This window comes from Runella sp. R0.1_18, assembly GCF_057652155.1.
Map to the genome: position 1 here is coordinate 183,958 of NZ_JBYFCK010000006.1, position 21,209 is coordinate 205,166.

The window sequence follows — 21,209 nt, forward strand, 5'->3', positions numbered from 1 at the left end:
CGGGCTTTTATATCAATTATGGTTACGCTGTTGGGCGTAACCATGACTTCCTGCAAGGAGCGGATTAACCTTGAAAAAGTGGATGAAAACGGAGTGGTTTTTCAAAAAAAATCAATTTGGAAAGTAGAAAATATTTCAGATTTTAATAGACCCCGAGTTGGGCCATTTTTTGTTCATTTTATTAAGAATGGATTGTTAGATACCTACTATACCAACCCCACTACTTTGGAAAATGAGTTTCGATTGCTCAATCTTGATACGGGAAAACCGATTTGGCGTTGGCGTGATGTCATTAGACTTAATGATGAAATATATGTGGGTGATTATTGGGGTAAAGCAGTCTATGTCAAAGATAATCTACTGTTGTATCATGCAGGGCCACGAAACTATTGTATCAATGTAGAAACGGGTACTACCGTATGGAAAAAAACAACGGACTACTCTGGTACTCCGCTCTGTTATGGCTTGGGGGATGAGTATTTTATGTTTGGTACTCCCCTTGAATTATACAATCAGGGCATTTGGGAACCCCATATCTATCGGGGCAATATCAAAACGGGGAAGGAAGAGAAAATTCTGTCACCCAATTATAGTCGTCAACATGTACGGGAACTTATCTCAAAACAAACAGTAGGAATTGGGATGGATTTACAGCCTGTTGTCTCAGGAAAAGATACTTTGCTGATTGTCGTTTTTAATGAATTGGGGGCAAATCGAGGCGAACTTATCGGATATTTGGGGCTTTACAATTTGACAAAAAAAATATGGGAATACGACCATCTTCGGATATTTCCAGAACGCCCCCAAGGAATGGATGGAAGTAAGTTGGTTTTAAAAGGGTCAAAACTGTATCTGATTGGAGATAATTTAGTGACGTGTTTGGATTGGCAGAAAGGCAAACGATTATGGGTAAAAGATTTACCTAGCTTTGCAGAGATACAGGGGATTTTTGAAAACCGCTACATGGTTTTGTATGATAGTATGAGTACACTTTATTGCGTAGATGCCGATACGGGTGAGCAGATTTGGAAACTGGGCAATGAAACACTTTCTTACACGAGTTCATACTATGCTGGGGGTATTTTGTACTATCTTTCCAAGGGTCGCCTTCGCGCAAGGGAGTTGAAAACCACCAAATTATTGTGGGATATTCCCTCAGATACGGATGGGAAATTGGATGGTCATTTCGGAGTTTTTGTGACGGGCTTACCAGGCAAAGACGGTGAAAAGGGGCGGATTTTTAGCCGTACAGGCTACCATACGTATTGTTTTGAGGCGATTAAGTAAAATCTATAATTAACTATTGAAGCTATGAAACATCTTATTGGTATTTTATTGTGTTTGCTAGTTTTGGGAGAGTCTTGCAAGAAGAAAAGCGTCGAACCTGCCTTTTTTTTGAAAGCAACCATTGATGGAAACCTGTGGGAGTCTGTAACGGTGAGCCGTAGTTTGGGCGTAAAAAACCCAGATGGAACGCAAAATATTCTCTATTCAGGTCAAAAAAGCAATAAAGAAGTATTGAGTTTGGTAATGTCTAAACAACCCTCAGCAACAGGTACTTATAATCTGGGGATAGGCGGAGTTGGATTGGTGTTTTATTCACTTGATGCCTTCACTACGTACAGTTCTGGAAATTCGACGGGTAAAATGATCATTGAGTCTATTTCCGAAGATGCTATCACAGGGAGTTTTGAGATAGAGTTGGCGGGAGGCTCACCTATTAAAACGGTTAGGATTAAAGAAGGTAGGTTTAGTTTCCCTATTAAATAATCAACTTTAACAGTCATTAAAAAATAAGCTCCATTAGGGTACATGTACTGGAAGACTAACTCCCACGAACACAGTTATTTCTGCGCTCGTAGGAGTTAGCTCAATGAGAAATTATAACACCTCTTTCAACGCTTCTTCGTTGGCCTCAATCAACTGCTGAACGTGCTGGTCTTCAAGTGCGTACGAGAAAAATAAGCTCTCAAACTGCGAAGGGGCAAGGTAAATGCCGCGCTTCAACATGGCCTGAAAATACCGCCCAAACAACGCTAAATCGGACGTTTTGGCCGAGCTAAAATCAGTCACGGGCTGGTCGGTCATAAACAACGTAAACATCGACCCAATTTGGTTGATGGTATAGTTCAGTCCGAGTTGTTGGAGCGATGCTTTGAAACCGTTTGTGATGGTTGTCCCCACCGCTTCGAGACGGGTATAGACTTCAGGGTGGCTGTCGAGGTAACGCAACATGGCCAAACCTGCCGACATCGCAATCGGATTTCCCGAGAGCGTACCTGCTTGATACACAGGCCCTGCGGGGGATACGCAATCCATGATTTCGCGCTTACCGCCGTAAGCACCTACGGGCAGCCCTCCCCCAATGATTTTACCCATCGTGGTCATGTCAGGCACAATGCCAAAACGCTCTTGCGCGCCGCCTTTGGCCAAACGGAATCCTGTCATTACTTCGTCAAAAATCAAAACGATACCTTCTTTGGTACACAAGTCGCGGATGGCTTGGAGGTAGCCTTCGTTGGGCAGCACGCAACCCATGTTCCCAACCACAGGTTCTAAAATCAGCGCCGCCACTTCGCCCTTGTTGGCTTCGACGAGGTTGGTAAGGGCGGCGAGGTCGTTGAAAGGAGCCGTGAGTGTGTCGTTGGCGACGCCTTTGGTGACGCCTGGGCTATCGGGGACGCCCATCGTGACGGCGCCACTCCCTGCGGCAATCAAAAAACTGTCGCCGTGGCCGTGATAACAGCCTTCAAACTTGATGATTTTGTCGCGGCCCGTGTAGCCTCTCGCTACCCGAATGGCCGACATCGTAGCTTCCGTGCCCGAGTTAACCATCCGTACTTTTTCGACCGAAGGTACCATGCTAATAATCAATTCGGCCATTTCAACTTCTTTGCGGGTGGGAGCGCCAAACGAAAACGAGTTTTGAATGGCATCCGAAACGGCTTTTTCGATGAGCTCGTGGGCGTGTCCCAAAATCATGGGCCCCCACGAGTTGATACATTCGAGGTATTGGTTGCCGTCTTCGTCGTAGAGGTACGGGCCTTTGGCCGATTTAATAAAAATAGGGGAGCCGCCTACGGCACGAAAGGCACGTACAGGCGAGTTGACCCCACCAGGGATGTATTGTTTGGCTTTTTCGAAAAGTGCTTGACTTTGAGTGATTTGCATTTCTGATTTGGCAAAAATAATTGAGTTAATAATCTTTTTCTCGCAGATGCTCTGTGTGAACCCTATTTTCATTGGTTACTGAGCATTGACCCGCACCCACCTCGCATCGTCGATTTGGATAATGGGTACAACTTGGTTATCGTTGGAATGTTGGTAATTAAAACCCGATAATAAATAATCGTCGTCGTACGAACGTACATCTAGTCCGTTGCGTAGTTGGTTTTGGTATTTGTGAAGCATTCGCCCAAAAAACAACACGAGGTCGTATCCCTGCAAAGCATAAATCGACGGAACGGTGTTACGTTTTGAAAAATACAAATTCTGAAAATCGCGGACTTGGGATTTGGCAATATCAATGAATTCGGTATCAATGATATAAACAGGGCTATTGTTAAATGTATTTGCCCCGACTACGCCCACGTTAAAGGCCGTAGAATTGGCAAGCAAAGGAACGTTGATATGACGTTTATCCATCAGACCCAATATTTTGTTTCCATCGTTTTCATTACTACTAAAAACGGCAATATGACCTGGTTTGTTTACGCTCGAAATGGTCGCAGTGCTGTCTAGTTTTTCGCGGGTACGACGAAAATCCGATACCTGATAGCCCGAAGCGGTGGCTTTGGTGCGGTAAGCAGCAGCCAACGTGGAGTCGCGGCGGGAACTGCCATAATAGATGGCTACTTTTTTGGAAGTAGCAGTGGGTAACGACCGCATATAATCAAAACTTTGAGACGCCTGACGTTCAAAAGAAGGTTGCAGCAAAAGTGTATTGGAAAAAGTAGCACTTAGGTCGGTCACGAGTGAAGTGGGGTGAACGTAAAAAATGCCATTGCTTTGGGCAAAATCAGCGGCAAGTTTGGCGGGCTCGCTGTAAACAGGGCCAACGATGAGGTCGGTTTGGGCAAAATTGGTATTGTTGACCACATTCAGCATGTCTTCGGGGTCGCTGCCTATGTCGTAGGTAAACATATTCACCAAAATCCCCTCTTGCTGGAGCTTGGCTTTGGCAAGTTTCATGCCTTCGTACATGTCGTAAGCAAACTGATTGCTACGAACGCGCTGGTTAGGTGAAAACTCCTTTACTTTAAAAGGCAAAATCACCGCGATGTTGTAATAACCTTTGGTGTTTGCTTTTTTCATCGGAGTTACATCGTTTTTGGGCTTGGTAGGAGCAATCCCAAAGCGATTCGTAAGGTCATCAGACAGTTCCAAATCAGCTTTGTCGTTGGAGGTTCGTTGAATAACGTCAATCAATCGAAGGGCCACAATCTTGTCGGAAGGATGTTGCTGATTGAGTTTTTTTAGCAACGCTAAATCTTGAACGGGGTTGATATACACGCGTTTGAGCGGTTCTACGTCCTTTTTGACCGACACATTGGTGATTTCAGATAAGTACTCCAAGGCTTTGTTGTACTGCTTGTCCCGAAACGACAAATCGGCAAGTAAATACGACACTTCGTCCATTTTTTTCCATTCAGGAAAGCGTTCTCTCAGTTGGAGCAACATTTGTTGGCTTTCGAGGGGTCGGTTGTTTTTGAGGGCCGCCAAGCTGTAATAGTACTGTGCAAAAGGAACCAGACCATGTTGGTATTTGCGGGCCGTCAACAGCAGTAAATCAGCCATGGCGAGGTTGTATTCGCCTGTTTTATAGAGTGCTACGGCACGTTTATAGTCGCGTTCGTAGTTGGCATCTTGGGCAAAACTTTTGTACGAGAGCGTTACCCCAGCCCACAGGGTAAGACACCATAGTAAGGTATTTATTTTCCTCATTACGAGTTGATTAGGGGTTGTACGTTGTATATGGTAGAATTTGGTTGGGTGTAAAAATACGGAAGAACCTCTAAAACAAAAAAGCCAACTCGCTATATGCGAATGGCTTTTCTCACACTTAACCTATGATGAAAAGCCCCAGTTTGTCACTGGGACTCTAAACGTAACGTGAATATACGGCAAATTATTTTATCTGCCCAAAAATTTTTAAAAAAAATTATTATTTGGTCTTATTTCAATCCCAATTCTTCCCCGATAGAGGCTACTTTTTGTTTCAACGACGCATAGACGGCATCAAACTCTTCGTTGTTGTTGAGCGGTGCTACTACGCCTACATAAAACTTGATTTTAGGCTCTGTTCCCGATGGGCGGCAAGTAAACTTGGTGCCGTCGGCGGTAAAGAATTGAAGTACGTTCGATGATTCGATACCCATGCTTCCCGAAGGAATGTCAACGGTTGTGCCATTTTCCGTACGTTTCAAAAACTTATAATCGTCGATGCGAACCACGGGCGAGCCTGCCAACGACTGCGGAGGGTTGGCGCGGAAGTCGGCCATCATTTGTTGGATTTCTTCGGCCCCCGCTTTTCCTTTTTTGGTCAATGATATGAGCCCTTCGTAGTAGAAGCCAAATTGTTTATAGACTTCCATCAGCATATCAAACAAGCTCAAGCCTTTGTCTTTGGCATAGGCCGTCAACTCGGCAATCATTCCGCAACTTGCAATAGCATCTTTGTCGCGCACAGCATCTCCGATGAGGTAACCGTAGCTTTCTTCGCCGCCACCGATAAACTGCTGTTGGCCTTCTAACTCTCTGATTACTTGGGCGATGTACTTAAAGCCCGTGAGCGTATTGTAGCAATAAACGTCATAACCTGCCGCCATCTTGTCGATGAGGTCGGTGGTGACGATGGTTTTACAAACAAACTCTTTACCCGTCAATTTGCCTGCTTCTTTCCACGCTTGAAGGAGGTAATAAATGAGCAACGTAGCGGTTTGGTTACCGTTAAGGAGCTGAATTTCACCGTGGTGATTTTTAACGGCTATTCCCACGCGGTCAGCATCGGGGTCGGTGCCCAGTACAAGATCAGCGTCGATCTCTTTGGCTTTATTTACCGCCATCGACATCGCTTCTGACTCTTCGGGGTTGGGGTAAACCACCGTTGGGAACTGTCCGTTTCCGTTAGGTTCGGCTTGCTCGGCAATGACGGTCACGTTTTCGAAACCCATTTTTTGGAGCAGCGGTGGTACCAACGTCACGCCCGTTCCGTGGATGGGCGTAAAGACAATTTTAAGGTCTTTTTGGCGCGTAATGGCGTCTTTAGAAATAGAAAGTGAGACAATTTGGTCGAGGTATTTTTCGTCCACTTCCTTGCCAATGAGGTGAATTTTAGCGCTATCACCTTCAAATTTAATGTCGTCAATCGACTGGATTGCATTTACTTCTGCAATCACATTGCGGTCGTGCGGTGCTACTACTTGTGAGCCATCGTCCCAATATGCCTTATAACCATTGTATTCTTTTGGGTTGTGCGAAGCTGTCACAACAACGCCGCTTTTGCAGCCCAAAAGACGGATGGCAAAGCTCAGTTCTGGCGTTGGGCGAAGGGCTTCAAAAAGATACACATCAATGCCGTTGGCCGAAAAAATATTGGCAGTTACTCGCGCAAACTCATCCGATTTGATGCGGCTGTCGTGGGCAATCGCTACGCTAATGGCTTCTCCTGCAAAATTTTTGTTGAGGTAATTGGCCAACCCTTGCGTAGCTGCTCCGATGGTGTATTGGTTCATCCGATTGGAACCCACACCAATCAGACCGCGCAAACCTCCTGTTCCAAATTCTAAGTCTTTGTAAAACGAATCGGTAAGTTCGGTACTATTTTCTTGGTCAAGGAGTTGTTGGATCGTTGCTTTTGTATCAGCATCGTAATTTCCGCTAAGCCATTGGTCTATTTTGGTTTGTACAGCAGCTTCGAGCATGGTAGGTTTATGTTTTTGGAGGTTTGAGAAATAATCTAAGTATAAAATCTGACTGTTGACGGACAAATTTACTAACTCAGCCGAATCTTGCAAGTGAATCGAAAAGTTATGTCAAATTATTGAGGGGGAATGCGCTGTGAGTTGTCATGCAGAAAGTCCAAGGCTCATTAAACGTATATTAAATTGTTAGAACAGTGGGAGTCATTTTTTTTGGTTTTTCGTTATTTTAACAACACTATTTTCCACTTCAGAACCAGCGTTATACCATGAAACTACAGCCAATTGAAAAGCGCTCGGGGCTTACTCCCGAAGAATTTAGAGAACAGTACTTGTTGCCAGGCAAACCCGTAGTATTTAAAGATTTGGCCGCCGATTGGCCAGCCACTCAAAAGTGGACTTTTGAGTATTTGAAAAAACACTACGGACAGCTGAACGTGCCGCTCTTTGGAAACGATTTTCACGATGCGGGAAAAGGCTATATGGCTCCCAAAATCCACATGCCTTTTGGCGACTACTTGGAGTTGATTCAAGCGGGGCCGACGGAGTTACGGATGTTTTTGTTTAACATTTTTCAACACGCGCCCGACTTAGTCAAGGACGTGCAAATCCCGACCATCACCGACGGATTTGTTAAAGAGTATCCGTTTATGTTTTTTGGAGGACAAGATGCCGTTGTCAATCTGCACTACGATATTGATTGTTCTTCGGTGTTTCTGACGCAGTTTCAGACCCGTAAACGCGTGGTGCTTTTTGCCCCCGACCAAAGCCCGTATTTGTACCAACATCCGTTTACGGTACAAAGCCACGTCAATGTGTTACGACCCGATTACGAACGTTATCCCGCTTTCCGAAAAGCACAAGGTTGGGATACGACCCTCGAACACGGCGAAACCATTTTTATCCCCTCTACTTTTTGGCATTTCATCCATTATGTGGACGGCGGTTTTTCGATTGCGCTGCGTTCCAACGACACGATGTTTACGCGCCTACGTGGTTTATGGAACATCACCCGTCATTTTGTGATTGACAAAGGCATGAACAAAGTGTTGGGTCCGACTTGGAAACATTGGAAAGAAGAAAAAGCAAACGAGCGGGCGTTGGCGCTTATATAACTAAAAAACAACCTCCCGAAAGTTTTTAACTTTCGGGAGGTTCAAACACTCAAACTATATTTATTCTATAAAATCCCAATTTGCACCTCAGTGACGTTGTTTTCGCTATTTCCAAAGTCCATCATCACATAGAGTTCGCGGTTGGCACCACTCAATTGCAAGCCTTGCGAATGGATGAAACTCATGGCTTTTCCATACACCTGAGGAAGCTCTTCCCAAGGGCCTTCGTGTACAAGCGATATGCACTTGAAAGGTAGAATGGTTTGAAAGGCAAAGCGACCAGAAGGCACTTCTTTGCCTTGAACGGGTAAGACAATGTCGAGGGTAAAAACCGTGTCAGGCTTACCGTCCAAACCTACATAATTCCAGTGGATAGGCCCCGTTGGAAGTAAATTTAGTGCCGCTGCTTCGCGGTATAAATCTTGGGCAACGTGCCCAACGAGTGTGCCTAACTGTGGAAGTGTCGTTTGGGTTGTAAAGACGAGGGCGGTGAACGGTTTGGTATATTTGTTATTCATGGCTGTTAAAAAAAGTGGGGTAATAGCAACGCGATTATTTTTGAGGATAGTCGTAATTCACCATCCATTTGACGCCAAACTTATCAGTAAAAGCACCAAAGTAGGCATTCCAGAAAGTGTCTTGAAGGGGCATTTCGATTTCTCCGCCTGCCGACAAACCGTTGAAGAGGCGTTCCGCTTCCTCTTTGCTGTCAGTTCCGATAGAGAGAGAAATGTGGTTGCCGATGTTGACGGTGTGGCCTGCACTTTCGAGCGAATCAGTACCCATGAGTACGTAGCCTGGTGCAATTTCAAGGGCCACGTGCATCACTTTTTCTAACTCGTTGGCGGGCATTGATTCGGAGCCAGGGATGTCTTTGAAGCGCTGGAAACCAGCAAATTCGCCACCAAAAACGGATTTGTAAAAAAGGAAAACTTCTTCGGTGTTACCCAAAAAACTCAAGTAAGGATTAATTGTTGTCATGGCTTGTTGTAGGTTAAATAATGTGTTGTTTTATTTGACACTACAAAGGTAAAAGGCCGTGGTGACAACAGTATGTCAGTAGGGTTGGAGATAGTGTTCAGCCATTTCCGAAACGATGTCGCGCATGGTATCTTTCAGTTTTTGAGGGCCTTCGACGTTGATGTGCTTACCGTACGACAGCAGCCACCGACCAATGCCTTCGTAGTACTGGGTCATGAACGTCATACGGACGTATTTGCCCTGGGTTTCTTCCGAAATGAACCCCCAACTGTATTTTTGTTCTTGCATAAAAACCGCCGCACCACGGTGTACCCAAACGACCGTTTCTTCCAATTCTTCCTGCACCCGAAGTCGGCCAAGGTAAGCTTGAAGGGTCAACAGGTTTTGTTTTTGGAAGAACTTCTCGGTATTGACTAATTGCTGAATGCGGTCGGTACGAAAATCGCGGTAGTCGCCCCGAAGGCGGCAATAGCCAATCAAGTGCCAATGTGAATTATAATAAACAAGGCCAATGGGCTCGATTTCTCGTTGCGTAGCTTGTGGTTGATAGTTAGATACATAATCAATCAACAAAACGTGTTGGCGGACAATGGCCTGTTGAATTTGATTGAGCAAATGCTCCGAAAACGGTTGTTGACGGCGACGGTTTAGTACTGCTACTCGGCTATCAAGGTCTTCGAGGTGTTCTTTCTCTGAACGTTTAAGCACTGACTTAATTTTGTAAAGTGCCGATTCAAAACTTTCATTGAGCGAAGCGTCGCCCATTTTGCTCACCAACTTAGCTCCAAAAAGCAAGGCGCTGGCCTCTTCATTGGAAAACATAACAGGGGGTAAGTGATAGTCTTCTAGAAAATACCCAATGCCTGCTTCGGCGCCAATCGGTACGCCTGCTTCTTCGAGCGCGCGAATGTCGCGGTAAACCGTACGAAGACTAATTTCAAAACGGTCGGCAATTTCTTGGGCTTTCACTACGCGCTTAGATTGTAATTGAATCAAGATGGCTGTAAGGCGGTCGATGCGGTTCATGGTTTTGGAAAAAATGCACTATACTTGTACGGAGAGATAGCTTCCCGAAAGTTTCAGAACTTTCGGGAAGCTTATTTAGGGCTAAAAATACGAAAAAAAACGATGAAATTGCACCATTTTCTACCCATTTTTCTACTGATTTTGTCGGGCTGTAACCGTCCTGCCGAGAATGTTGACGAGGCCCAAGCCAGACTAACGGCGGTGTCTAAATGGCAAATACAAGAAATTCTGATGGACGAAGCCCCTGTCTTTAAAGAAGGTAAGCACATTCCGCATATCAGCGGTGTTCAGTTTGATGAATACATGGATTGGGTGCGTTTTTTGCCTGATGGTACGTTTGAGGGGCATTTTAAAGGAGCGACCGAAAATAAACGTTTTCAGTGGGAAAAATACCAAAAACAAAATGTCATTGCCCTGCGTGATACCGTGGCCAAAACGGGCGGCTGGAACATTTATCCGCGCAACGTGTATGAAGATGCGTTTGAGATGGAAACCCGAAGTACGCTCTATGATCCACCTCGCATGACGAAGTTAACGTTGAAGTTTAAGAAATTATAAAAGTGCAGGAGGTTGCTTACAACCTCCCTGCTTGCGGCTTTCGTTTGGTTGTGAGCAACCAAACTCACGTCAATGTGCAGGAGGTTGCTCACAACCTCTATTTTCTGCGGTTTTCGTTTGGTTGTGAGCAACCAAACCCACGGCAATGTGCAGGAGGTTGCTCCCAACCTCCCTGTTTCGCCGTTTACGACCACTATACTTGTTAGAAGAGAGCCGCAATTTCTTTGAAAAACTTCACTTCGTCAAAATACTTCTCTTGGGGCGTACAGCCCAAACGCACGACGACGAGTTGTTTGGAAGGAACAATTAGGACAAACTGCCCTTCAAAGCCATTCATGGTAAAACTGTCGGCAGGTAAGCCTGCTTGGCGCACGTACGTCCAGAATTGAGTAGCATAACGCCCTTCCGAATGAGGAGTCTCGCGTGAGGAGTAATTGACCCAACCTTCAGGAAGAAGGCGTTCTCCGTTCCAAAGACCGTCTTGGGCGTAGAGTTGGCCAAATTTTGCCCAGTCACGGGCGGAAGCAAACAAGAACGATGAACCCACGTAGGTGCCCGAAGGGTCGGGTTCGAGGTGGGCGGTGCTCATTCCTAGCTTTTTGAACAACCGTTCGTGGGGAAAGTTAATATACGCAGCGTGTGATTTGAACTGCCGACGAGCAATTTCTTGTAAAATGTTCGTCGTGCCGCTCGAATAATACCATTTGGTCGCAGGGGGTACTTCTGAGGGGCTATGGATGGCATAGCGACCTGCCGCTGCTACCGAAAACAACATCTTGGTTGCGTCGCTGATGGTCGAATAGTTTTCTTCAAACTTTAGGCCGCTACTCATGCGAAGCAGGTTATCGAGCGTAATTTTTTTGCGGTCGTCGTTGGCCCATTCGGTGATGGGGGCAGGTTGATTGACGTTGAGTTTGCCGTCTTTGACCAAAAGGCCAATCATGGCATTGGTCACGCTTTTGGTCATCGACCAGCCCGTGAGAGCCGTCGTCGGGGCGATGCCTTTGGCGTAACGTTCGGCTACAACTTTTCCCTTATGTAACACCACGACGGCGCGAGTCTGAATCGGATGTTGGGCATCGGGCTCCGAAAAAGCCCAGTCAAAGGTCTTGTGCAACGCAGTTTGTTGGGGAGCGGGCAAAACAGAATCGGCCACGAGGGCGGCATCGGTAGAGACTGTAACCGATGGCTGCTGACGAAGTTCTTCAATCGTACTTTCGTTGACGAGCGTACATCCGAGCTTGGGTCGATACATGGCTGTTTTGGTGATGATGCCCAAAATCGTAGCCGTTGCGGTTTGCTGAGTGGTGTCAACGGTGTTGGTGCCGTAAGGGATTGCGTACAAATCTTCGGCAATCACGGAGGTGAGCGGCCGTCCCGATACGTACACGCATGAACAAACGGCTTTGGCGTTGTAAGCCGCTCCAATTTGGGCAAAACGATAGGCGTACTGGGCCACGTAGCCAATTCCAATAACAATGAAACAAAGGAGGGTATAGGTGATTTTCTTTTTGGTGGTCATTGGAGCAGGTATTCACAAAGGATTCAAGTAAGTCGATGTGAATCAAAAAGCTGAGGCTCGGCATTTACTAACCTTACCAAAGGACAATTTTTGAGAGTGCTTCCTCCTTTCTTAACTTTAGTCAACGACTCGTGCCTCGGCGGTGGATTACTTTTGTGAAAAATGAACACTAACACAAAAGAATGAATACAGAGATGAAAACAACCAGTCAAACACGTAGGCAGATGGCATTGATTGCAGGTAGTTCATTGATTTTGATGGCCTTATTGGCGGGAGTTGGCTACGGTTATGCGTTTGAAACCTTGTACGTAGAAGGAGATACGTTGGCGACTTTTCAACAATTTAACCAAACACCTTCGCTCGTATATTGGGTGGTAGCCACCTTCGTCGGGATTTTACTCTTGGATGTAGTGGTAGGTTGGGCGCTTTACGGCTTCTTTTACAGTACCAATTCACACCTGTCGATGCTGGCGGCGGTGCTTCGCTGGGTCTATTCGCTCTCGCTTGGTGCGGCGCTACTTCCGTTGCTCCCTTTGTTAGATTCGGCCAAAATGCAAAAAGCAGCGGAGGTCATGGCGTATTTAGAAGATTTCTTGCGGGGGTGGTCGTTGGGGCTAATTTTGTTTGGCGTTCACTTGTTGGTTTTAGGGTATTTGATTTTAACGTCGCCTAAAACCCCAAAATGGCTTGGTTTTCTAGTCTGTTTTGCGGGAATTTGTTACGTGGGCATTCATACAGCCCAACAGATTATAGCTGATTTTTCGGTTTATCGTAAACAAATCGAAGCGATTTTAAGCGCTCCTATGGCTTTGGGCGAACTTTCTTTGGCCATTTGGCTTTTGGTGAGAGGCGGGAAGGGGTAGGTTAGGGCTTTATTGTGGTAAAAGAAAGGGGATAAGTAGATTATTGTATTAAAAAACCTATTTTTGTACTTTCACCTTTAATCACATCACCATTGACTTTCGACGATTTTGACTTTGAATATGAGCTTTTGGATGGACTAAATGCCATGGGTTTTGATGAACCTACCCCCATCCAAGCGCAAGCAATACCCGTTATTCTTGACAATAAAGACCTCATTGCCTGTGCCCAAACGGGAACGGGTAAGACTGCCGCTTACTTGTTGCCAATTCTGAATAAAATTATCATTGCACCCGACGAAATTCGGCACCTCAATACCCTTGTTTTAGCGCCTACCCGCGAGTTGGCCATCCAAATTGACCAACAAATCGAAGGCTTGGGCTATTTTACGGGCGTAAGTTCTATTGCCATTTACGGTGGGGGAGATGGCGCGGCATGGAGCCAACAACGCCGTGCTTTGGCCGACGGTGGCAATGTAATCATCGCTACGCCAGGGCGTTTGATTGCGCTTTTACAAATGGGCGAAATCAACTTCAAGCACCTGCAACACTTGATTTTGGACGAAGCCGACCGTATGCTGGACATGGGTTTCTATGATGACATTATCAAGATAATCAGCTATTTACCTTCGCAACGCCAAACACTTTTGTTTTCGGCAACCATGCCACCCAAAATCAGAACGTTGGCCAAGACGATTTTGCAGAATCCCGAACAAATCAGTATTGCCGTTGCCAAACCTGCCGAGGGAATTTTGCAACAGATATATTTGGCCTACGACGCCCAAAAAATACCGTTGTTAAAACATATTTTGAAGGAGGGGAGCTACGAAAGCATTATCATTTTTGCTTCCACGAAGGAAAACGTAAAAAAACTCAATGAAGAGCTTCGAAAGGCCAAAGTAAAGGCTAAAGCGTTTCACTCCGACCTTGAGCAAAAAGAACGTGAAGAGATTTTGCGGGAGTTTAAAAGCAGGGCGTTACCGATTCTGATTGGAACGGATATTCTCTCACGCGGAATTGACGTAGAGGGAATTGATTTGGTCGTAAATTTTGACGCACCCCACGACCCTGAAGATTATATTCACCGCATTGGTCGCACAGCGCGCGCAGCTACGACAGGCACGGCCGTGACGTTTATCAACGAAAAAGACCAAAAAAAATTAGCCGCTATTGAGCGACTTATTGGAAAGGAACTGCCAAAGTTGGCATTGCCAGTAAGCCTCGGTGATGCTCCTGTGTATAAACCTGCGTCGCCCAACAAAAAACCTAAAAGTAACAAACGCCCTTTCCGCCGAGGGGGGCATTCTAAGGGGCCTAAAAGTACCCCACAGGCATAAGAAATGAGGATTGTTTCAGGATAATGCCGCCGCTAGGCTTGTCCTGAAATAAAGTTTAAACAGCGTTCCTTTGTTGGGTTCACTGTTTACTTCAATACTTCCTTGGTTGGCTTCTACCAACTCCTTGACCAAGACGAGTCCTAGTCCCGTACCTTGTTCAAGGTCTGTTCCTAATTTAACGTGAACTTTTCAATATCTATGCAGCGATTGGGGTACAATACTGGCTCAATTCCAATGGTGCTGTAATACTAACTTTGGGTTTTCTTTGGTAAAAAGAATAGGCACATATAGCAGCCAATGAATGCGTAAAAGCATTCGTAGCTTTTCGATGCCTGGTGTGTTCAAGATCCATTACATTTTTTTGAATACCAATAACGGTTTCAATAACAGGTCTTTTTTTAGCCATCTTTTGGGCTTGTAAAGGAATTTCTTTGGCTGATTTTTTCTTTACATTGCTGCGTGGTTTGGCAAAGAAATCGACCTCATTATTGTACTCAATAAATGCCATTTTGGCTTCATTCATCAAATAGCCCTTGTCACCAAATACCCATCCAGAAAGGTCCTTGAGAAGGTAAAAAAGAGTGGAAATATTAGTATCTGAGCAACTTCCTGTTGTGAAGCAAGTTTGTATAACCTCTCCTAAATTTCGGAACGCCGACGCGGTTGATAATGAGGTGTATTTTTATTCCATAAAACCATCCCACAGAGGTCTTTCCCCAGTCGGCCAGCCCTTTAAAGACTTTGTGCTGGTGTACTCGTTTAGGGTGACAAGCTTCTATTTTGGTGCTGTCAATGAAATAGATACCTGTCCGAATAGATAACTTACAACGATATAAATGGAAACATGGGTAAAAAAGCTAAGGGAATGTACCATACAAAGCGATCATAACCCACTAAATCTGGAAAGTCTTTTTTGAGTTCTTTACTCACATGTTCCTCATAGTAATTCTTGAAATTTTTGTAGTGAGAATAATGATAGTAAATCAGGATTGTCATGATTTCGCTCATAGTCATACAGCCTAATTGGCGTTTAGGATACCAATCTATCTTTGCTGCATAAACCGCAATTTTTCCAGATGTTTCTTGTTGAACTCGTCCACTTCGTAGTATATTTCCGTCAGCATAGGGAGAAATTGGTTAGTTTTTGAAGCTTGGTAACTCCAAAATACGATTCTTTCACTCTCTATGCTATGTATTGCCCTTTAAATCCCCTTTTTTGACATAATTCAATGAAAAGTTCGCGTTACAATAAGTTGAATGTTGTGTTTGTGATTGTTTCGATAAATAATCAATTTACGACAAAGTGAAATGCAGTTTTTATAGTCTTTGAGGTTTAACAAGGTCATCGCTAAACCTTTGGTCTCTATTAAGTAGCGGGTAAGGTCAGTTTGAGGATTGGTAACTGCACTGAGTGTAGCACTGCGAAAGTAGGAGACACTTTTGGTTGTATCTTGCTTATATTGTGAATAAAACTCGCCCATGTTACTAAAAAGCCTCAAACGATAGTTGGCAATATCTGCTGAGCCAATGACCAGGTTTTCTGCCTTTTTGAAGTATTTTTTGGCTTCGGTAAGGTTTTTGTTATTGGCATAGTGTACCGCAAGCGATTCCAACCCATTGTAAAGAGCAACCCCCGTTTTAGCGGTTTGAATGGCTGTAAGAAATGCTTTTACGGCTTCCTCTTTGTTCTGCTGCTCATCTTGAATACGGCCGATGCCGTAGTAAATATCGCTAAAGGCGGCACTATCTGAAATGGACTCTGCCAGCTGAAGTGCTTGAAAATACACCGCAAATCCTGTTTTAGGATCTGCCTTATTTATTCGATACAGCGTATCTTGTTTGGTTAGAAGAAAAACTTCTGTTTTGGTATCCTTTGAACGACGCGCAATGGGCAACGCTAAATCCAAAATGATTTGTGCTGAATCGACATCAATTGGTCTGTAGTAAGCAAATAGTTGCTTTAAAATATCCAACCGCTGGCGATTGTTGGTCGCACGTTTGTAATCACCTTTCAAGGTATTCACTGAAGGAGGTGTGGATTGGGCATGTAAAATACAACCCGCCAATTGGAAAAGCGCAATAAAAAAACAAAGACGAACTGACATAGCTGGGTGGAGCAAAACGAGTAGAAGTATAAGTAATCAGCGATAACGATGATAAATTTAGACAACCACAAAACTACGCATCTTCTGGAAAAATGCCATAGTTAGGAAGGGGTTGCTTGTAAAATAGATATGCTTTTTAATGAAGGCGACCTTGACTTCTACGAGTAATTTATCTTGCTGCTGATGGGATAGGAGTAGGCGCAGCAAGAACAGTGGAGAGCAGTGGAAACTACCTTAACGGACGCTTCGGGTCGTCGGGTTTTGAGTCGTCAATTTACACCCGAGACCAGCACGCATCAAGAGGAGTTTAACGTCAGCGAGCTGGCCAACGGGATGTATTTCTTGAAGGTCAATGCGGGAGACAAACAAGCCACGCTGAAAGTGGTGAAAGTGGATTAATAACATAGTAAAATGCTAGTATAAACAGGGGTGTTTTGATAAAACACTCCTGTTTTTTTTGTTTATATAAAGGAGAGAATTGGAAAGATTCATGCTTTGAAAAAAAGAAAACGTTGTTTTACCTCACCAATTTCTATTTTTATGCGACAGTTTGTATTTAATTTGACAATGATATGTCTGATAAGTGTGGGAGCTTGCGTGGGTAGCTTCGCTCAAAAATCGACAAAAAAGACGGCTAACAAAAAGATGAACACAATTACAAAAACAACTTTTGGGCAATTGCCCGATGGCCAAACGGCCGACTTATTTACCTTGCGTAGCGCAGCTGGGGTAGAGGTACGCATCTCTAACTATGGCGGAATTATTTCTCATTTGTTAGTGCCCGACAAAAATGGCGTGAAAGAAGATGTGGTGCTAGGCTACGACAACTTGGATGGTTACTTGAAAGCTTCGCCTTATTTTGGTGCCCTAATCGGGCGTTACGGAAATCGCATTGCTGATGCCAAGTTTACTTTGGAAGGAAAAGAATACCCATTGGCTGTTAATAGCGGAGTCAATAGCATTCACGGTGGAAAAAAGGGTTTTGATAAAAAAATTTGGAAGGCAGAAGTGATAGAGTCAGAAAATGCCTTGAAGCTGTCGTACGTGAGTCCTGACGGAGAAGAGGGGTTTCCTGGGACGCTTTCTACGGAAGTGACGTATCGTTTGACCGACGACAATGCCCTGGAAATTGAGTACCGCAGCACGACCGACAAAACGACCATTGTCAATTTGACAAATCACACTTATTTTAATTTTACTGGGGCAAAAACAGACGTACTCGACCACATCGTGACAATCAACGCCGACTATTTGGTGCCAGTAAACAAAAACTTGATACCGACGGGCGAGCTGCGTGCGGTGAAAGGGACGCCGTTTGATTTTCTTCAACCACATGTCGTAGGGGAGCGAATCAACGACCCTGAGGATGACCAAATCAAAGTAGCTGGGGGGTATGACCATTGTTGGGTAGTCAATGGAGAACCAAAGACCTTACGCCCAACCGCAACGGCCTACGAACCTACTTCGGGGCGTTTTATGGAAGTTTTTACAACTGAGCCAGGGATTCAGTTTTACACAGGTAATTTTTTGAGCAATAACATCACAGGTAAAAATAACATTACTTATCGGAAGCGTATTGGTTTTTGTTTTGAAACCCAACATTACCCTGATTCTCCCAATCAGCCCCAATTCCCCAGCGTTGTTTTACGCCCTAGCGAAGAATATTATACCAAAACAGTATATAAATTTTCGGTAAAGTAGTTTACAGAGAGACATACAGTAAAAAATTTGGCCATTTCGGATTATTACAGTAGTTTAGCGATTGTCATTCACCAACCCCCACCTTAATAGTATGGCAATGTTAAGCCGCGTTGCAGATTCCATTTACTGGATGAATCGCTATATAGAGCGAGCTGAAAACTATGCTCGTTTCATCGGAGTAAATTTCAATTTGGCATTTGACTTGCCTCCCAGTGTCAGCGAACAATGGGAGCCACTGCTGATTGCTACTGCCGATAACTACTTGTTTTATCAGCATTACGATGAGCCCACGCGCGAAAACGTGATTAATTTCATGACGTTCGACAAGCGGAATCCAAACTCGATTTATACCTGTATTTCGGCCGCACGGGAAAATGGGCGGACGATTCGGGAAAGTATTTCGAAGGAAATGTGGGAAAACCTGAACCAGCTTTATTTGTGGCTGCGCAATGTGCAACCCAAACAAGAGTGGGATTTGAACCACATGCAGGATTTCTATTCGGAAGTACGAAACGGAACGCAGCTGTTTTACGGCATCGTGGATGCGACCATCACGCGCAATGAAGCATGGCATTTTGGGCGCTTAGGGCGTTTTATGGAACGGGCCGACAAAACGTCGCGTTTCTTGGATGTATCGTATTTTACCCTCATGCCTGACTCGGACGTGACAGGAAGTACACTCGAACTGGTGCTCTGGACAGCAGTGTTGAAGTCGGTAAGTGCCTATAATATGTATCGTCAACAAAACCAGATACTTACACCAAAGCACATCGCTGAGTTTTTGATTCTTGATAAACTCTTCCCCCGTGCAATGGCCCATTGTATCCGTCAAGCGGAGCTATCGTTGTACGAAATTTCGGGCACACCTACCTCCAACCGCTTTAGTAACCAAGCGGAGAAAAAAATGGGTAAACTTCGCTCTGAAATCGAATATACCGACATTGAAGATATTTTTGAAACAGGTTTGCACCAATACCTCGACCAATTCCAAATTCGCGGAAATGAGGTAAGTAAAGCAATTTTTGAAACGTATTTCGACATCAAACCTGTCGAAGCGTTTCAGTACCAATCTCAATCCTAAGTTTTTACAATGACCTATTGTCTTGGCATTAAAGTCGCCTCTGGGCTGGTAGCCATCGCCGATACCCGCCTCACATCGGGTACTGAAGTGAGTACCAACAAAAAAATTTCGGTCCATCAGCTCGAAAATCATTCGTTGTTTATCATGACATCGGGGCTACGCTCGGTGCGTGACAAAGCCGTGACGTATTTTCGAGAAGTGTTAGAAGAAGAAGATGGGAATTTTAACAAACTGTATAAGGCCGTCAATGCCTTTGGCCAACAAGTAAGGCGAGTGGCACGAGAAGATAAAGAAGCGCTGGATGCCGCTGGACTTCGTTTCAATTTGCACGCCATTGTAGGAGGGCAATTGGAAGACGACGACGAACACAAACTCTACCTGCTTTATCCTGAAGGTAACTGGGTAGAGGTGGGAGAAACGTCGCCGTTTTTTGTTATTGGTAATTCTAATTACGGAAAACCGCTGTTGTTCAGGAGTTTAAAGTATGATTCCTCTTTGATGGATGCACTGAAAGTCGGTTTTTTGTCTTTTGATTCAACGCGGGTGAGTGCCAACGACGTTGATTATCCTATTGATGTGGTTATGTATGAAGAAGGAAGTTTCCATCTGACCGAACACCGCTTTCAAAAAGATGATTTAGCGCATTTGTCGCTGCAATGGAGTATGCTGCTCCAAAATTCTGTCCAGCGTTTGCCAAACGATTGGATGGACCCGATACTTGATAAAGTTCGAGATAAAGTATAAAAAGGTGGAGTAAATCTCCACCTTTTTTTTTATTTATATATATGCCTTTTCAACTCAGGGTACATTGTTATGAATATACACGTTTTGCATAAACTCTCTTATTCGTATTCCGAAGCCGTTAGCCTCGACGCTCATACCATTTATCTGCAACCGAAAGCTTCTCCACATCAGCGCTTACTTGGGTATTCGATGGTGATAGAACCCACGCCCAGTATGCTGGTACAAAATGTTGACGCCGAGGGAAATCACCAACAAATCGCCTATTTTCGAGAAATGACCGACCGATTGTCGATTTCGGTGGAAATGACCTTGGCTTCCAATGCCTTTAATCCCTTCGGATTTGTTTTATTTCCGTTTGAAACCGAGCGCCTGCCGTTTCATTATTCTGCCTCCCTAAAAAAATATTTACAACCGTATCTCGTACGGGAAGGGGTGACTACGTATGTCGAACAGTATGCCCGTCACACGGCCGCTTCAGTGCGGTGGATGACCGTTCCTTTTTTGACCACGCTTTGTCGAACCATTGCCCAAGACTATGTTTATGAACGCCGCGAAGTAGGCGCTCCTATGTTGCCCGAACATACCTTGATTGGTCGAAAAGGGTCTTGTCGGGACTTTGCTCAACTGTTTGTGGCCTGCTGCCGAAGTATCGGTTTGGCGGCGCGTTTTGTAAGTGGGTATCTGTATGGTAATGTATTGCAAGAGAATGATTTACATGCTTGGGCGGAAGTGTATTTGCCTGGGGCAGGTTGGCGTGGCTTTGACCCTACGGAAGGACAAGCCGTTGGGAACAATCACGTGTATTTGGCAGCGTCGGGAGAGCCTCAGTCTATTGCTCCCTTATCGGGTACATTTCGGGGGCGAGCTCGCTCATTGTTGACCACCGAAGTAGTGGTAGGGATTAGATAAATATTATGTCTTTTAGTGATATTTTAAAACACGACATAACCCGTGTTTTTGATGATATAATGTACTATATTGGAAATTTTGTATTCCAGTTGCTTTTTGAATTTATACCTGTTTTTTGTCTTGTTATTAGACATATTTATTTTCTTTTAATCTTCTTTTTTGTTTAGTTAAAAATTTGATAATCAGATTTTTAGCTGTAGGTGTTTCTTCTTTGTTTAAAGCCGTTTGTTCGCATATATGGCGCTTTAGGGAGCTATTGAGGTGTTTTTGTGTCCCAAAAAGAAATATTGAATATCCCTAAAGGATTGGCACACTAATTGTTTCTGTTTAGCTGCAAACTCAAGCAGTCC

General features: G+C 44.5%; 21 protein-coding genes and 1 pseudogene. 11 read left to right on the forward strand and 11 right to left on the reverse strand.

Translation table 11 applies throughout. From position 1 onward, the window contains the following. Positions 1-18: 18 nt before the first annotated feature. Positions 19-1,287 (forward strand): outer membrane protein assembly factor BamB family protein, encoded by a 1,269-nt coding sequence (locus AC23P2_RS13090; RefSeq protein WP_487773614.1) that lies wholly within the window; start codon positions 19-21, stop codon positions 1,285-1,287. A gap of 24 nt (positions 1,288-1,311) precedes the next feature. After that, the gene (locus tag AC23P2_RS13095; protein ID WP_487773615.1) at positions 1,312-1,770 is read left to right on the forward strand and encodes a DUF6252 domain-containing protein; all 459 of its coding nucleotides are present in this window, start codon (positions 1,312-1,314) and stop codon (positions 1,768-1,770) included. Between the two features lie 111 nt (positions 1,771-1,881). Here AC23P2_RS13095 and hemL read toward each other — a convergent pair whose 3' ends face one another. From hemL to AC23P2_RS13110, 3 genes are all read right to left on the reverse strand, one after another. Further along, positions 1,882-3,171 carry a glutamate-1-semialdehyde 2,1-aminomutase gene (hemL, locus tag AC23P2_RS13100; protein ID WP_487773755.1) on the reverse strand — a complete coding sequence of 430 codons (1,290 nt, stop codon included), beginning with the start codon at positions 3,169-3,171 and terminating at the stop codon, positions 1,882-1,884. A gap of 75 nt (positions 3,172-3,246) precedes the next feature. After that, on the reverse strand, positions 3,247-4,944 hold the full coding sequence (locus tag AC23P2_RS13105; protein WP_487773616.1) for an ABC transporter substrate-binding protein: 1,698 nt from the start codon (positions 4,942-4,944) through the stop codon (positions 3,247-3,249). 230 nt (positions 4,945-5,174) lie between these two features. Next, on the reverse strand, positions 5,175-6,923 hold the full coding sequence (locus AC23P2_RS13110) for a phospho-sugar mutase (protein WP_487773756.1): 1,749 nt from the start codon (positions 6,921-6,923) through the stop codon (positions 5,175-5,177). A gap of 266 nt (positions 6,924-7,189) precedes the next feature. Here AC23P2_RS13110 and AC23P2_RS13115 point away from each other — a divergent pair, with 266 nt between their 5' ends. Continuing rightward, positions 7,190-8,035 (forward strand): cupin-like domain-containing protein, encoded by an 846-nt coding sequence (locus tag AC23P2_RS13115; RefSeq protein ID WP_487773617.1) that lies wholly within the window; start codon positions 7,190-7,192, stop codon positions 8,033-8,035. A gap of 65 nt (positions 8,036-8,100) precedes the next feature. Here AC23P2_RS13115 and AC23P2_RS13120 read toward each other — a convergent pair whose 3' ends face one another. The 3 genes from AC23P2_RS13120 to AC23P2_RS13130 all read right to left on the reverse strand — a co-directional run bounded on the left by AC23P2_RS13120 (position 8,101) and on the right by AC23P2_RS13130 (position 10,042). Then, entirely contained in the window at positions 8,101-8,553 is a 453-nt protein-coding gene (locus AC23P2_RS13120) for a GyrI-like domain-containing protein (protein WP_487773618.1), read from the reverse strand. Positions 8,554-8,587: 34 nt separating this feature from the next. Further along, positions 8,588-9,016, reverse strand: coding sequence for a VOC family protein (locus tag AC23P2_RS13125; protein ID WP_487773619.1), 429 nt, complete (start codon positions 9,014-9,016; stop codon positions 8,588-8,590). Positions 9,017-9,091: 75 nt separating this feature from the next. Continuing rightward, positions 9,092-10,042 (reverse strand): helix-turn-helix transcriptional regulator, encoded by a 951-nt coding sequence (locus AC23P2_RS13130; RefSeq protein WP_472487746.1) that lies wholly within the window; start codon positions 10,040-10,042, stop codon positions 9,092-9,094. A gap of 102 nt (positions 10,043-10,144) precedes the next feature. On the opposite strand from AC23P2_RS13130, the gene AC23P2_RS13135 reads away from it, so the two are divergent. Continuing rightward, complete coding sequence (locus AC23P2_RS13135; protein ID WP_472487745.1) at positions 10,145-10,600, forward strand: hypothetical protein; 456 nt, start codon at positions 10,145-10,147, stop codon at positions 10,598-10,600. 202 nt (positions 10,601-10,802) lie between these two features. Here AC23P2_RS13135 and AC23P2_RS13140 read toward each other — a convergent pair whose 3' ends face one another. Further along, the gene (locus AC23P2_RS13140; protein WP_487773620.1) at positions 10,803-12,122 is read right to left on the reverse strand and encodes a serine hydrolase domain-containing protein; all 1,320 of its coding nucleotides are present in this window, start codon (positions 12,120-12,122) and stop codon (positions 10,803-10,805) included. A 194-nt stretch (positions 12,123-12,316) separates the two neighbouring features. Here AC23P2_RS13140 and AC23P2_RS13145 point away from each other — a divergent pair, with 194 nt between their 5' ends. Beyond that, positions 12,317-12,985, forward strand: coding sequence for a DUF4386 domain-containing protein (locus AC23P2_RS13145; RefSeq protein WP_487773621.1), 669 nt, complete (start codon positions 12,317-12,319; stop codon positions 12,983-12,985). A 92-nt stretch (positions 12,986-13,077) separates the two neighbouring features. Continuing rightward, the gene (locus AC23P2_RS13150; RefSeq protein WP_487773622.1) at positions 13,078-14,319 is read left to right on the forward strand and encodes a DEAD/DEAH box helicase; all 1,242 of its coding nucleotides are present in this window, start codon (positions 13,078-13,080) and stop codon (positions 14,317-14,319) included. 15 nt (positions 14,320-14,334) lie between these two features. Here the strand turns inward: AC23P2_RS13150 and AC23P2_RS13155 are convergent. From AC23P2_RS13155 to AC23P2_RS13170, 4 genes and pseudogenes are all read right to left on the reverse strand, one after another. Further along, a pseudogene (locus AC23P2_RS13155) lies at positions 14,335-14,469 on the reverse strand (ATP-binding protein); the annotation flags it as partial. Positions 14,470-14,515: 46 nt separating this feature from the next. Next, complete coding sequence (locus AC23P2_RS13160; protein ID WP_487773757.1) at positions 14,516-14,950, reverse strand: transposase; 435 nt, start codon at positions 14,948-14,950, stop codon at positions 14,516-14,518. Beyond that, a complete protein-coding gene (locus tag AC23P2_RS13165) occupies positions 14,910-15,134 on the reverse strand; it encodes a transposase (RefSeq protein WP_487773758.1) in 225 nt (74 codons plus the stop codon). The genes AC23P2_RS13160 and AC23P2_RS13165 overlap by 41 nt, the downstream gene beginning before the upstream one ends. 411 nt (positions 15,135-15,545) lie before the next feature. Further along, on the reverse strand, positions 15,546-16,424 hold the full coding sequence (locus tag AC23P2_RS13170) for a hypothetical protein (protein WP_487773623.1): 879 nt from the start codon (positions 16,422-16,424) through the stop codon (positions 15,546-15,548). A 222-nt stretch (positions 16,425-16,646) separates the two neighbouring features. Here AC23P2_RS13170 and AC23P2_RS13175 point away from each other — a divergent pair, with 222 nt between their 5' ends. The 5 genes from AC23P2_RS13175 to AC23P2_RS13195 all read left to right on the forward strand — a co-directional run bounded on the left by AC23P2_RS13175 (position 16,647) and on the right by AC23P2_RS13195 (position 20,859). Further along, positions 16,647-16,823, forward strand: a complete 177-nt coding sequence (locus AC23P2_RS13175) for a T9SS type A sorting domain-containing protein (RefSeq protein WP_487773624.1) — start codon at positions 16,647-16,649, stop codon at positions 16,821-16,823. Between the two features lie 246 nt (positions 16,824-17,069). After that, complete coding sequence (locus AC23P2_RS13180) at positions 17,070-18,125, forward strand: aldose epimerase family protein (RefSeq protein ID WP_487773625.1); 1,056 nt, start codon at positions 17,070-17,072, stop codon at positions 18,123-18,125. A gap of 97 nt (positions 18,126-18,222) precedes the next feature. Next, positions 18,223-19,206 (forward strand): alpha-E domain-containing protein, encoded by a 984-nt coding sequence (locus AC23P2_RS13185; protein WP_487773759.1) that lies wholly within the window; start codon positions 18,223-18,225, stop codon positions 19,204-19,206. A 9-nt stretch (positions 19,207-19,215) separates the two neighbouring features. Next, a complete protein-coding gene (locus AC23P2_RS13190) occupies positions 19,216-19,950 on the forward strand; it encodes a proteasome-type protease (protein WP_487773626.1) in 735 nt (244 codons plus the stop codon). A 69-nt stretch (positions 19,951-20,019) separates the two neighbouring features. Next, positions 20,020-20,859: a transglutaminase family protein gene (locus AC23P2_RS13195; RefSeq protein WP_487773627.1), complete on the forward strand. Its 840-nt coding sequence runs from the start codon at positions 20,020-20,022 to the stop codon at positions 20,857-20,859. Positions 20,860-21,209 lie beyond the last annotated feature (350 nt).

Excerpts from the sequence above, each read along its gene's own strand:
- AC23P2_RS13090 (WP_487773614.1), top strand. The coding sequence starts at position 19 with ATGGTTACGCTGTTGGGCGTAACCATGACTTCCTGCAAGGAGCGGATT.
- AC23P2_RS13095 (WP_487773615.1), top strand. The coding sequence starts at position 1,312 with ATGAAACATCTTATTGGTATTTTATTGTGTTTGCTAGTTTTGGGAGAG.
- hemL (WP_487773755.1), bottom strand. The coding sequence starts at position 3,171 with ATGCAAATCACTCAAAGTCAAGCACTTTTCGAAAAAGCCAAACAATAC.
- AC23P2_RS13105 (WP_487773616.1), bottom strand. The coding sequence starts at position 4,944 with ATGAGGAAAATAAATACCTTACTATGGTGTCTTACCCTGTGGGCTGGG.
- AC23P2_RS13110 (WP_487773756.1), bottom strand. The coding sequence starts at position 6,923 with ATGCTCGAAGCTGCTGTACAAACCAAAATAGACCAATGGCTTAGCGGA.
- AC23P2_RS13115 (WP_487773617.1), top strand. The coding sequence starts at position 7,190 with ATGAAACTACAGCCAATTGAAAAGCGCTCGGGGCTTACTCCCGAAGAA.
- AC23P2_RS13120 (WP_487773618.1), bottom strand. The coding sequence starts at position 8,553 with ATGAATAACAAATATACCAAACCGTTCACCGCCCTCGTCTTTACAACC.
- AC23P2_RS13125 (WP_487773619.1), bottom strand. The coding sequence starts at position 9,016 with ATGACAACAATTAATCCTTACTTGAGTTTTTTGGGTAACACCGAAGAA.
- AC23P2_RS13130 (WP_472487746.1), bottom strand. The coding sequence starts at position 10,042 with ATGAACCGCATCGACCGCCTTACAGCCATCTTGATTCAATTACAATCT.
- AC23P2_RS13135 (WP_472487745.1), top strand. The coding sequence starts at position 10,145 with ATGAAATTGCACCATTTTCTACCCATTTTTCTACTGATTTTGTCGGGC.
- AC23P2_RS13140 (WP_487773620.1), bottom strand. The coding sequence starts at position 12,122 with ATGACCACCAAAAAGAAAATCACCTATACCCTCCTTTGTTTCATTGTT.
- AC23P2_RS13145 (WP_487773621.1), top strand. The coding sequence starts at position 12,317 with ATGAAAACAACCAGTCAAACACGTAGGCAGATGGCATTGATTGCAGGT.
- AC23P2_RS13170 (WP_487773623.1), bottom strand. The coding sequence starts at position 16,424 with ATGTCAGTTCGTCTTTGTTTTTTTATTGCGCTTTTCCAATTGGCGGGT.
- AC23P2_RS13180 (WP_487773625.1), top strand. The coding sequence starts at position 17,070 with ATGAACACAATTACAAAAACAACTTTTGGGCAATTGCCCGATGGCCAA.
- AC23P2_RS13185 (WP_487773759.1), top strand. The coding sequence starts at position 18,223 with ATGTTAAGCCGCGTTGCAGATTCCATTTACTGGATGAATCGCTATATA.
- AC23P2_RS13190 (WP_487773626.1), top strand. The coding sequence starts at position 19,216 with ATGACCTATTGTCTTGGCATTAAAGTCGCCTCTGGGCTGGTAGCCATC.
- AC23P2_RS13195 (WP_487773627.1), top strand. The coding sequence starts at position 20,020 with ATGAATATACACGTTTTGCATAAACTCTCTTATTCGTATTCCGAAGCC.